Origin of the sequence: Bradyrhizobium sp. 154 (assembly GCF_023073875.1) — a bacterium.
Lineage (GTDB): Bacteria > Pseudomonadota > Alphaproteobacteria > Rhizobiales > Xanthobacteraceae > Bradyrhizobium.
The window spans coordinates 66043-77454 of record NZ_JADPKG010000068.1 but is presented as its reverse complement, the minus strand read 5'-3'; the positions used below and the strand labels follow the sequence as shown (position 1 = coordinate 77454).

The window sequence follows — 11412 nt, the reverse complement described above, 5'->3', positions numbered from 1 at the left end:
AAGGCTTGCCCATCCATGCTGGCCTCCCGCCCAGCCAGCATGGTGAATCAGAAACGAACTGATTTGGGAATCCCAAATCGATTCAACCAAACCCCATCCCGCTTTAGCATGCGGAACCGCCCGCATGAGCGAAGCGAGATGCGAGACCGCCGTCCCGGCTATTGCTTCGCTCACCGGGCCCTACAACATCAGCGCTCCTGCAAGGCCAGCCGCACACCGACGGCGCAGTAAACTGCGCCGACCAACTTGCCTTGCCACCTGACAATTGCCGGATGGCGGCGAACGAGGTTGCCAAGACGTCCCGCACCGACGGCGAATACGACGGTGCTGACGAGGCCGAGCAACACGAATATGGCTCCCAGAATCGCAAGCTGAAGCACGACCGGCCCGTTGTCCGACCGGACGAACTGCGGCAGGAAGGCGAGAAAGAACAGCGCGGTCTTCGGATTCAGAACCTCCGCCACGATCGCCTGTCGGAACGCTTGACCCGCAGTGATCGCCAAGGTCCGGGCGCTGATTCCCAGTGGAGGCTTTTCCAGCATCGCGCGAATGCCGAGGTAAATGAGGAAGGCTGCCCCCGCATATTTGACGATGCTGAACAAGAGTGCCGACGTAGCGATGATCGCCGAGAGGCCGACGATCGCCATCATTGTGTGGACGATGTCTCCCGCAGCGATCCCCGCCCCTGTCGCGATGCCAACCTTCGTTCCGGAACTGGCCGCGCGCGCCATGGTGAGGAGCGTGGCTGGTCCAGGGATGAACACAAAGCCGAGCACGATAATGATGTAGGTGATCAGGGTGGTCAGATCGATCATGCACGGGCTCCACGGGCGGGTTGATCTAGCAGGCTTTGCGACGGCGAATAGCCCACCGGCACAAGCAGCCGGTCGTCGATCTGGCCAACCATCAAGCCGTGCTCGGCATCCAGTACGCCGCGACATCTCGGTCCAGGCGATGCTGCCTCTGGAACACTGATTGCCCGCCTTCGCGGGCAATGACATCGCGTGTTTGGAGACGGCGACGCAAACAAAAAAGCGCGGCCAGTGGCCGCGCCTTCGCTCTTCCTATACCGCGCCCGCCTTCTGCGCGTAGTCCCATGAGGCCTTTGACAGCGGCACGGTGCGCTTGGCCGATTCCAGCGCCTTGGCATTGGCGGCGGTGCCGTCGCGGATACGGCCGGCGATACCCTGCGTGATACCAGCGAGGCGGAACAGATTGTAGGAGAAGTACCAGTTGAGGTCCGGCACGTTCATCTTGGTGACGTTGCAGTAGATTTGCGCGGCCTCTTCCAGGCTCGGGATGTTGAGCGCCTTGAGGTCGACGCCCTCGAGGCCCGGCATGATCCACTGCATCAACAGATAGGTAAAGTCGGCCATGGGATCGCCGAGCGTCGACAGCTCCCAGTCCAGCACCGCCTGCACCCGCGGTTCCGTCGCGTGGAAAATCATGTTGTCGAGGCGATAGTCGCCGTGGACGATGGAGACGCGCGCCTGCTCCGGCACGGTCTTGGGCAGCCATTCGGCGACCTTCTCGAACTCCGGAATGTGCTGGGTTTCGGAGGCGCGGTATTGCTTAGTCCAGCGGTCGATCTGGCGCGCGAAATAATTGCCGGGCTTACCGAAGTCGCCAAGGCCGATCGCAACCGGATCGAACATGTGGAGCTTCGCCAGCGTCTCGATCTTGCTGGTGAAGATCTTTCGGCGCACATCGGCATTCTGGCTCGGCAGCGTTGGATCCCAGAACACGCGGCCCTCTTCCATCGACATGATGTAAAAGGCAGCGCCAATGACGCTATCGTCCTGGCACAGCGCATAGGCGCGTGCGACCGGAAAGCCTTGCTTTCCAAGCGCTGCGATCACGCGGTATTCGCGATCGACGGCGTGCGCCGAAGGCAGCAATTTGCCGAATGGCTTTCGGCGCATCACATAGGAACGGTTCGGCGTGTCGAGCCGGTAGGTCGGGTTGGACTGGCCGCCCTTGAACTGGAGCACGACCAGCGGGCCCTCATAGCCTTCGACGTTGTCGCGCATCCAGGCCTCGAGCCGCAGCTCGTCGAAACGATGCCGCTCCTCGACCGGCTTGGTGCCCGAGAACTCCTCGTCTTTCCTGACGCCGTCAGCCACGATGACGCTCCCTCTTCAGTCCTGACCATTTCAGGTCGAGCATGATCCTAATCGGTAACCACTGACGCACTTGCGTCAAGCGGTCATCCGACGCGGATCATGCCCTGTCGTTTCTTCAAGTCGGGATCGCCGTCCGGCTCTCCCGCTTAGTTTTAGTGACTTGGAGAGTTTGCATACTTCCGAAGTTCAAGTCTGGCAATGGCGCGATTGTGCACCTCATCCGGACCGTCGGCGAGCCTCAGCGTGCGAATGTGGGCGTAGTCCTTGGCAAGGCCGGCCTCGTCCGACACGCCCGCGCCGCCAAAGGCCTGGATCGCCTCGTCGATGATCTTCAGCGCCATATTGGGGGCTGCGACCTTGATCATGGCGATCTCGGCCTGCGCAGTCTTGTTGCCGACCTTGTCCATCATGTCGGCCGCCTTGAGGCACAGAAGACGCGTCATCTCGATATTGGTGCGGGCCTCGCCAATGCGCTGCTCCCACACCGAGTGCTCGACGATCTTCTTGCCGAAGGCGGTGCGCGAGGCGAGCCGCTTCACCATCTTCTCCAGCGCCTCCTCGGCCTTGCCGATGGTGCGCATGCAGTGATGGATGCGGCCAGGGCCGAGCCGGCCCTGCGCGATCTCGAAACCGCGGCCTTCCCCTAACAGGATGTTCTCCTTCGGCACCCGCACGTTCTCGAGCAGCACCTGAGCATGGCCGTGCGGCGCATCGTCGAAGCCGAACACGGGCAGCATCTTCTCGACCTTGATGCCGGGCGTGTCGAGCGGAACCAGGATCTGCGACTGCTGCTGGTGCTTGGCCGCCTTGAAATCGGTCTTGCCCATCAGGATCGCGATCTTGCAGCGGGGATCGCCGACGCCGGACGACCACCATTTGCGGCCGTTGATGACGTAGTGATCACCGTCTTTCTCGATGCGGGTCTCGATATTGGTGGCGTCCGACGAGGCCACCGCCGGTTCCGTCATCAGGAAGGCGGAGCGGATCTCGCCGTCCATCAGTGGGCGCAGCCATTTGCGCTTCTGCTCCTTGGTGCCGTAGCGGATGAACACTTCCATGTTGCCGGTGTCGGGCGCCGAGCAGTTGAATACCTCCGAGGCCCAGGTGATGCGGCCCATCTCTTCCGACAGCAGCGCGTATTCGAGATTGGTCAGTCCCGCGCCGCGGAATTCGTCGTCCTCGTGCTCGGACGGCGGCATGAACATGTTCCACAGGCCTTCCGCCCTGGCCTTCTTCTTGAGGTCTTCCAGGATCGGAATCACCTTCCAGCGGTCGCCGCTCTTGTCCTGCTGGTCGTAGACCGGCACCGCCGGGCGCACGTGCTTGGTCATGAAAGACCGCACGCGGTCGAGCCATTCCTTCTGCTTGGGCGACAGATCGAAATCCATGGGACGCTCCTCGTCTTGCTCTTTGAACAATTTCTCTGACGCCGAACTGTCCTGCCGCTGCGCCCGGCCCGCAAGCGCGAATGCGCGCGCGTTGCGGCCGTTCGGAACGGAATCGCGAGTTGCGAACGAGTCCCGATTGCGGATTGACAATTTCCGGCCTTCAAACGATAGTTTCATACAACTGTTTGAATTGCAACTCCCCTCATCCAGGGCACCCATGGCCAGCGATCATACGAGGTCTGCCATTCTCGCCGCCGCCGAACGGCTCTATGCCGATCGCGGCTTCGGCGACGTGACGCTGCGCGACATCGTCGCGGCGGCCAATGTCAATCTGGCCGCGGTGAACTATCATTTCGGCTCGAAGGATGAATTGATCGCGGAATTGTTCGTCACGCGCTCGATCGCGACCAATCGCGAGCGCCTGCGGGAATTGAAGGCGGCGGAAGAACAGGGCGGCGGCTGCGCGCCGATTGAGGTCATCCTGCGCGCGCTGGTCGGACCGACGTTGCGCGGCTGCCTCGGCCCTGAGAACCAGCGCTCGACCGCGGCGCGCTTCATGATCCGCGCCTCGATCGAGTCCGTGCCGCCGATCCGCCGCATCAAGAACCGCGAGATCGACCATTTGCGCAAATTTGCCGGCGCGATGCGCAGGTCCCTGCCCGACCGCAGCGAGGTCGATATCTATTGGGGCCTGAACTTCGCGCTCGCCATGGCGCACCACACCATCCGTGAGAGCGAGCGGCTGACGAAGCTGTCGGAGGGCAAATGCGACCTCGATGACGTCGAGGACGTGGTCGCGCGCGTCGTCCGCGTCGCGACGATGGCGCTGACGGCGGGCCGGAGCGAGACGAAGGCGCCGGCGCGGGCGCTGGCACGCGACGCGCGTTGATCAAACAGGCTCGCTCAGGGCCGATACGGCCTCACTTCCCGCTTGCGGGAGACGTCGGAATTTCGCGTGCAGGGGTCACGCCCGCTGCGGCATCTCCTCGGCCTCTTCTTTGGCGAGCAGCAGCAGCATCTCGATGCCCATCTCGCCTTCCTGCGGCGAACGGATGAACTTGATCTCATCGGAACTTTGCCGCAGCGCGGCAATGATGGCGACGGCCTGATTGGCGGTGGCCGCCTCGGTCGCCAGAATATCCTTCTGGTTCTTGGCCTGGAACCCGATCGTGTAGGACATTCGCTTTCCTCCCGAACTTAAGTGGGAAGATCGGATCAGAATCGGGCGGGAAGCGAAAGCCTGTGCGACTACGGATCGGGATTATCTGGGGGATTGCGCACAAGCTTCACGCAAGCCGGGTCGCGCCGGCTTGCTCGATGCGAGTTGGGCTCGCGGACAGGGCGAAGCGACCGCTAAATGATCCCGTGCTGCTTCAGCTCCTCGACCTTGCCTGCATCATAGCCGAGCTTGCCGGCGAGCACCTCCTCGGTATGCTCGCCCAAGAGCGGCGGCGCGCGGTAGTCCTTGATCGGCGTCTCCGACAAAGTGAGCGCGTTGCGAACCAGCGACAGATCGGGCTCGAAGGGATGATTGACCTTCACCCGCATGCCGCGCGACTGGACGTGCGGATCGGAAAACACCTGCTCGAAATTGTTGATCGGCCCTGAGGGCACGCCGGCCTCCTCCAGCTTTTCCAGCCAATAGGCCACCGGCTTCTTCAGGAACAGGCCGGCGAAGATCGCCATGATCTCCTTTCCGTGCACGACGCGGTCGTTGTTCTTGATGAAGCGCGGATCGCTCGCGAGCTCGGGCGCGCCGAGCACGGCGCAGGTGCGCTGGAACTGGCCGTCATTGCCGACCACCAGCATCAGCTCGCCATCGGTGCAGCGGAACACGCCGGCCGGCATGCCGCCATTGCCCCAGGTGCCGCGGCGCGGCGGGGTCTTGCCGTTGACGAGGTAGATCTGGAGCCAGTGCGACAGGGATGCGATGACGGTATCGAACAGGCAGACGTCGATGTGCTGTCCCGCCCCGCCATTGGCGTCACGGTGGTAGAGCGCCGAGAGAATCCCGATCGATGAATTCATGCCGGTCATGTAGTCGACTATGGAAGGACCGACCTTCATCGGGCCCTCGCCCGGCTCGCCATCGATATGGCCGGTGACACTCATCAGCCCGCCCATCGCCTGCAGAATCGCGTCATAGCCGGCGCGCGGCGCGTATGGGCCGGTCTGGCCGAAGCCGGTCACCGAGCAATAGATGATGCTGGGATTGATCGCCTTCATCGATTCATAGTCGAGGCCGTAGCGCTTGAGATCGCCGACCTTGTAATTCTCCATGAAGACGTCGACGTCCTTGGCGAGCTCGCGGATGATGGCCTGCCCCTCGGGCTTGGCGATGTTGACGGTGACCGATTTCTTGTTGCGGTTGGCGCAGAGGTAAAACGAGTTGTTGTTGTTCGCCTTGCCCTCGGGATCGGTCAGGTAAGGCGGGCCAAAGGCGCGCGCGTCGTCGCCGGTACCCGGCCGCTCGATCTTGATGACCTCCGCACCCAGGTCTCCCAGCATCTGCGCCGACAAGGGCCCGGCGAGCACGCGGGTGAGGTCAAGGATCTTGATGCCTGAAAGCGGCAAAGCCGACATGTCGATTTCCTCCGGGGAACTGGGATCTTGGCGCGGCGGCTCGAAAGCTCTGGCCGCGCACCCCGCGGATACACCATTTTCGGGCATCGAGCACTGCACTGGCGGCATACGGCCATCCCCACCCGGCAGCAGGATCGGCCGGTTGTCGAATTCCGCGCCGCGAAGATTGTCTTAGGTCAGAGCTGCAGCAGCGGTTCGCGGCCGCCGCCGCCCGAGCAGGACCAGGATCAGCACGGTTGCGCAGGAGCAGACGAAGGTGAGACCGAGCGCAGCGCGGCTGCTGAACTCCGTGAGCAATCCGACGAGGAGCGGCGGCGAGATTGCGGAGGCGAGATTGAGCGGCAGCGCGATCATCGACATCGCCTTGGCGAACTCGGCCTGGTCGTAGAACACCAGCGGGATGGTCGCGCGCGCCACCGCCATCGCGCCGCTGCCGGCGCCATAGAGCAGGATGAAGACCGCGACCGCCCAGGTCGTACCCTCGCTCATCATCAGGAGCAGCATCGCCACGGGCAATGCCGTGCCTGCGACGAGGCCGGTCGTGATGCCGTCCCATCGCCCGCCTCCAAGGAAGTCCAGTCCGCGCGCGCTGACCTGGATCACACCGAGCATCGAGCCGAAGGCAATGGCCTGTGCTGGCGCCAGCCCCTCGGCGCGGAGCAGCTCGATGAGAATGGCGGAGAGGCCGAAATTGACGAAGGCGTTGAGGGTGATCGCGGCAACGACGAGACGGAATGTGCTCCGCGCAAATGCAGGCGCCTCTGCAGGCTCGGCCGGCGCACCGCCATCGCTATCCGCGCCTCTCCGACGCGGAGCCGCGAACGCATAGAGCGGAAGCGAAACGAGGATCGTCATGGCTGCATAGACGAGGCATGTTCCACGCCAGCCGAGGTGACCGCTCAGGAACGAGGTGGCCGGCCAGAAGATGCTGTTGGACAGTCCCGTCACCAGCATGAGCGCGCCGATCGCGCTCTTGGCCTGCCGCCCGGCGACCTCGTTCAGCATGATATAGGCGCCGGTCGACAAGGTCGCGCTGCCGGCGATGCCGAGCACGATCCAGGCGGTGAAATAGAGCATCGGCTCGCGCGCGAGCGACAGCAGCACGAAACCCGGCGCGGTCACGACCGTGCCGATCATCATGATCGGCCGCGCGCCATGCCGCGCAAAGGACTTGGCGAGCCAGGGGGCGCACAGTCCCATCGCGACGTAAAGAACGGATGTCCCCGCGAATACCGCCGGCAGGCTCATGCCCAGATCGGCTGCAAGATCGCGCCCGACAATGGCGGGAAGCCCGATCGTGCCCCACCCGACCAGCTGCGTGATCGCGAGCACCAGCAGGACGCCGATTAGCCTGCTGTCAGACTTCAAGAACCGCATTCCCGATATCGCCTGCCCGCCGGGCGCGGATCGCGCCAGCAAGCCCGTTTTACCGGTAGACTCAGCTTGCGGGAATATCGGTTCCGAATGGCACCGCGGCGCCAGCCGCAGAGCACGCCCGTGTCAGGACGTGTGGCCCGGCTCGATATGCTTCGGCGTCTTCTTTTCGCGCTGCGGGGTCATTTTGGCGGGATCTGGCGCATCCGGGACGCCGCGCGGGCCGAGCTGATCGCGCTGGATGTCGTCTTCGGACAGCGGCGGCTCGACGCCATTCTGCTCACGAGGCTTGGTCATCGTGGCCTCCTCTAGATGCTATTCCGCGGCCCCTAGACACCGAGCGCGGTCTCGCCTGCCTCACGGCCGGGCACGCTGACATGGACTTCATGTCCCTCACGAAGGGCCAAGGATGCCGCGGCAACCGCCGACTCGAATGCAGCTTCCTTGGTAGCGTATCGGCTCTTGACGTCCCCGTCGTGCAGCACGCCCCATTCGTCCTGCACCGGCACGACGGCGTATTGAGCAAGACCCATTGTCCAAACTCCCGGCTTTGCGTTCAGAGATCGTCTGCCCGATAACGCGCGGGCGCGCCTAACGTTGCGTCAGCTGCGGATGCGCCGCCGTCACCCGCCACACGGTGTTGCCGCTGTCGTCGGCCACCAGCAGCGCGCCGGTCTTGTCGATGGCGACGCCAACGGGGCGACCGCGCGCCTGATTGTCGCTGTTAAGGAAGCCGGTGACGACGTCCTGCGCCGGCCCGCTCGGCTTGCCGTCCGCAAACGGCACGAACACGACCTTGTAGCCGTTCAGCACCTGCCGGTTCCAGCTGCCGTGCTCCCCGACGAAGGCGCCGTTGCGATAGGCGGCCGGCAGGCTGGTGCCGGCGGAGAAAGCCATCCCCAGCGGGGCGACATGCGAGCTCAGGGCATAGTCCGGCACGATCGCGTTGGCCACGAGGTCCGGCCGCTCCGGCTTGACGCGGGGATCGACGTGCTGGCCCCAATAGCTGTAAGGCCAGCCGTAGAAGCCGCCGTCCCTGACGGACGTCATGTAGTCGGGCACGAGATCGGGACCGATCTCGTCGCGCTCGTTCACCACTGTCCACAATGCGCCGGTCTGCGGCTCGAAGCTGAGGCCGTTCGGATTGCGCAGGCCGCTTGCGAAGAGGCGCCAGCGGCCGCCGGCACGATCGACCTCGAGGATAGCGGCGCGATTGTGCTCGGCCTCCATGCCGTTCTCGGTGATGTTGCTGTTGGAGCCGACGCCGGCATAGAGTTTTGAGCCGTCGGGGCTAGCGACCAGGCTCTTGGTCCAATGATGATTGATCGGCCCGCCTGGCAGCGGCGTCAGCACCGTGCCGGGTGCGGTGATCTTCGTGTCGCCCTCGGTATAGGGATATTTCACGATCGCGTCGGTGTTGGCGACATAGAGATCGTTGCCGACCAGCGCGACGCCGAACGGCGAGTTGAGATGGTCGAGGAAGACGCTTTGCGTGTCAGGCACGCCGTCGCCATTGCTGTCGCGCAGGAGCGTGATGCGGTTACCCGGTCCGGTGTCGCCGCCGCCCGAGGTCGCCCAGGACTCGATATATCCCATCACGATTTCCTTGGGACGCTTGATCGAGGCGCCCTTCGGCGCCTTGGACTCCACCACCAGCACGTCGCCATTGGGCAGCACATAGAGGGATCGCGGATGCTGCAAGCCGGTTGCGAACGCCTTGGCCTGCAAGCCCTGCGCAACGGTCGGCGTCTCGTCCTTCTTCCAGCCGACGATGCGGGCGATGTGGACCGGCGGCAGCAGATATTGCTGGATATCCGGCAGCGTCGGATTGGGGCCGATTTGCGCCTTGGGATCGCCACTGCCGTCATTGCAGCCGGCCAGACACAGCAACGAAGAGCACAGCAGCGCGCGGGTGAGCTTTGCCATCATCGTGCAACTCCGACGCCGTGGCGATACACCATGGCCCAGCCGAGCCAGCCGGTGACGGGCAGGATCAGCACGGTAATCACCGAAAGAGCGAGCCCGGTCGGCCACACCGAGGTCCAGGCATCGCGCATGTGAATCATCGTATTGAAGATCGCAAGGATCAGCGCCACAGCGTTGCCGATCAGATGCGGCCAGGCCGGCGGCTGCGTCCGCACCAGTCGGTTGCCGAGGAAATCAATGAGGCCTGCAATGGCCGCGAGCACGCCGAAGATAACGCCGAAGAGCAGAAGCCAGGCGGAAAAATTCGCCCACATGATCTCGGCGCTCGCGACATAGGCGATGTCGGTAAGCAGCGCCCCGATGAAACACGCGATCGGGATCGGCACCAGCATCGGATGAATCGGATGGCCCGCGATCTGCGCCGTGGAGCGCACACGCATGTCGTCTTGCACGGTCGGCCTCGTGTGACTTTCGCCCGGCCCGACCGGGAAACTCATGCTTGCGGCGATGGTTCCTGAGCGGATTGATCGCCCAGGCGCGCCCACATATTCGGCATCGCGCCGAGTGGGAAGTCTGCGGCCCGGCCCGGATCGTCGGTTCTAGCCAAAGCCGGCTTGCCCGAAACCGACGTTACTCAAGGTCAAAACAGCGGAGCTCCCTGCCGCAGATTCATGTGCCGGTTGACGTCCTTGTAAAGCAGATAGCGAAACCGACCGGGGCCTCCTGCGTAGCACGCCTGCGGGCAGAAGGCGCGCAGCCACATGTAGTCTCCGGCCGCGACCTCGACCCAGTCCCGATTGAGACGGTACACGGCCTTGCCCTCGAGGACATATAATCCGTGCTCCATGACGTGCGTCTCTGCAAAGGGGATCGTCGCACCCGGCTCGAACGTGACGATATTGATGTGCATGTCATGCCGCATGTCGGCCGGATCGATGAAGCGCGTGGTTGCCCACCTTCCCTCAGTGCCCGGCATCGGTACCGGTTCAACCGAGTCTGCATGGGTCACAATCGCCTCGGGCTCGGCCAATCCGGGCACGCGCTGATACAGCTTGCGGATCCAGTGAAGCTGCGCCGGGCTCTGGCCCCGGTTGCGAATGCTCCAGGCGCAACCGGGTGGCAGATAGGCGAAGCCGCCCGGCCTGAGCTCATGCTCCTCGTCCGCCAATTTGAGGAGCAACCTGCCGCCCACGACGAACAACGCGCCCTCGGCGTCTTTGTCCGGTTCGGGAACTTCACTTCCTCCATCCCGCGCGATCTCCATAAGATAATGGGAGAACGTCTCCGCGAAGCCGGAGAGCGGTCGCGCCAGCACCCAGACGCGCGTATCCTTCCAGTGCGGCAGGTGGCTGACCACGATGTCGCGCTGCACGCCGTTGGGGATGACCGCGTAGGCGTTGGTAAAGACCGCCCGGCCACTGAGAAGATCCGTCTGGGGCGGAAGGCCCCCTTGCGGGATGTGATAGGTTTGCGATGACATCATCGAGCCTCGTGGACGTTACGGGGGGTCAGCTTGCGGCCGTCTTGGGATCGAGTTGCATCGTCTCGTCTAGCCAATATTCTTCGAGATTGTTACCACCACCCTTTCGATCGACGACAAGGAACGAGCTTGCGTCCTTGACCACCAGAAGCGGGTGGTGCCAGCAGTTTCGGGCATAGTTCACGCCTTGGTTGCCATTGGCAGCGAACGCCCGATAGGTCGAAGGTGTGTGCGGGTCGGTGCAAACGACGACCAGCCAGTTTCCTCCGTTCAAGGGCATGAACAGCTGGCTTCCAAGTGGATGGCGCTCCATCAGGCGAATGGCGATGGGCGCGGGCCGCGCAGAGGCGACAAACCAGCTGATGTTGATTTGTCCGCCGTCCGCACCGACATCGATATTGGCGAGTTCGTTGTAGCGCGCGGCATATCCCTGGTTGATCGAGAGGGGCGTCAACCCTTCCGTTTCGACGACCTCTCCGAACGGAGCGAACGCCTGCCTCATCAATGGCTCAATCGAGAGTTTTGCCATGTCAACCAC

At 63.5% G+C, this 11412-nt stretch carries 13 protein-coding genes; 1 reads left to right on the top strand and 12 read right to left on the bottom strand.

Annotated elements, in window-relative coordinates; translation table 11 throughout:
• Positions 1-188 precede the first annotated feature (188 nt).
• The 3 genes from IVA92_RS17735 to IVA92_RS17725 all read right to left on the bottom strand — a co-directional run bounded on the left by IVA92_RS17735 (position 189) and on the right by IVA92_RS17725 (position 3511).
• Positions 189-815, bottom strand: coding sequence for a LysE family translocator (locus tag IVA92_RS17735; protein ID WP_247280955.1), 627 nt, complete (start codon positions 813-815; stop codon positions 189-191).
• 249 nt (positions 816-1064) lie between these two features.
• Positions 1065-2123: a phosphotransferase family protein gene (locus IVA92_RS17730; protein ID WP_247280954.1), complete on the bottom strand. Its 1059-nt coding sequence runs from the start codon at positions 2121-2123 to the stop codon at positions 1065-1067.
• Between the two features lie 152 nt (positions 2124-2275).
• Positions 2276-3511, bottom strand: coding sequence for an acyl-CoA dehydrogenase family protein (locus tag IVA92_RS17725; RefSeq protein ID WP_247280953.1), 1236 nt, complete (start codon positions 3509-3511; stop codon positions 2276-2278).
• A gap of 217 nt (positions 3512-3728) precedes the next feature.
• On the opposite strand from IVA92_RS17725, the gene IVA92_RS17720 reads away from it, so the two are divergent.
• A complete protein-coding gene (locus IVA92_RS17720) occupies positions 3729-4400 on the top strand; it encodes a TetR/AcrR family transcriptional regulator (RefSeq protein ID WP_247280952.1) in 672 nt (223 codons plus the stop codon).
• Between the two features lie 75 nt (positions 4401-4475).
• On the opposite strand, the gene IVA92_RS17715 is transcribed toward IVA92_RS17720, so the two are convergent.
• The 9 genes from IVA92_RS17715 to IVA92_RS17675 all read right to left on the bottom strand — a co-directional run bounded on the left by IVA92_RS17715 (position 4476) and on the right by IVA92_RS17675 (position 11403).
• Entirely contained in the window at positions 4476-4691 is a 216-nt protein-coding gene (locus IVA92_RS17715; protein WP_247280951.1) for a hypothetical protein, read from the bottom strand.
• 173 nt (positions 4692-4864) lie between these two features.
• Positions 4865-6094, bottom strand: a complete 1230-nt coding sequence (locus IVA92_RS17710) for a CaiB/BaiF CoA-transferase family protein (protein ID WP_247280950.1) — start codon at positions 6092-6094, stop codon at positions 4865-4867.
• Between the two features lie 171 nt (positions 6095-6265).
• Positions 6266-7471, bottom strand: coding sequence for an MFS transporter (locus tag IVA92_RS17705; protein ID WP_247280949.1), 1206 nt, complete (start codon positions 7469-7471; stop codon positions 6266-6268).
• A 123-nt stretch (positions 7472-7594) separates the two neighbouring features.
• Positions 7595-7765 (bottom strand): hypothetical protein, encoded by a 171-nt coding sequence (locus IVA92_RS17700; RefSeq protein ID WP_247280948.1) that lies wholly within the window; start codon positions 7763-7765, stop codon positions 7595-7597.
• A 32-nt stretch (positions 7766-7797) separates the two neighbouring features.
• Entirely contained in the window at positions 7798-8001 is a 204-nt protein-coding gene (locus IVA92_RS17695) for a hypothetical protein (RefSeq protein WP_247280947.1), read from the bottom strand.
• A gap of 58 nt (positions 8002-8059) precedes the next feature.
• Positions 8060-9397: a sorbosone dehydrogenase family protein gene (locus tag IVA92_RS17690; protein ID WP_247280946.1), complete on the bottom strand. Its 1338-nt coding sequence runs from the start codon at positions 9395-9397 to the stop codon at positions 8060-8062.
• Positions 9394-9846 carry a DUF2231 domain-containing protein gene (locus IVA92_RS17685; RefSeq protein WP_247280945.1) on the bottom strand — a complete coding sequence of 151 codons (453 nt, stop codon included), beginning with the start codon at positions 9844-9846 and terminating at the stop codon, positions 9394-9396. The genes IVA92_RS17690 and IVA92_RS17685 overlap by 4 nt, the downstream gene beginning before the upstream one ends.
• Before the next feature lie 188 nt (positions 9847-10034).
• On the bottom strand, positions 10035-10874 hold the full coding sequence (locus IVA92_RS17680) for a bifunctional allantoicase/(S)-ureidoglycine aminohydrolase (RefSeq protein ID WP_247280960.1): 840 nt from the start codon (positions 10872-10874) through the stop codon (positions 10035-10037).
• A gap of 28 nt (positions 10875-10902) precedes the next feature.
• Positions 10903-11403 carry an ureidoglycolate lyase gene (locus IVA92_RS17675; protein ID WP_247280944.1) on the bottom strand — a complete coding sequence of 167 codons (501 nt, stop codon included), beginning with the start codon at positions 11401-11403 and terminating at the stop codon, positions 10903-10905.
• Positions 11404-11412: the final 9 nt, after the last annotated feature.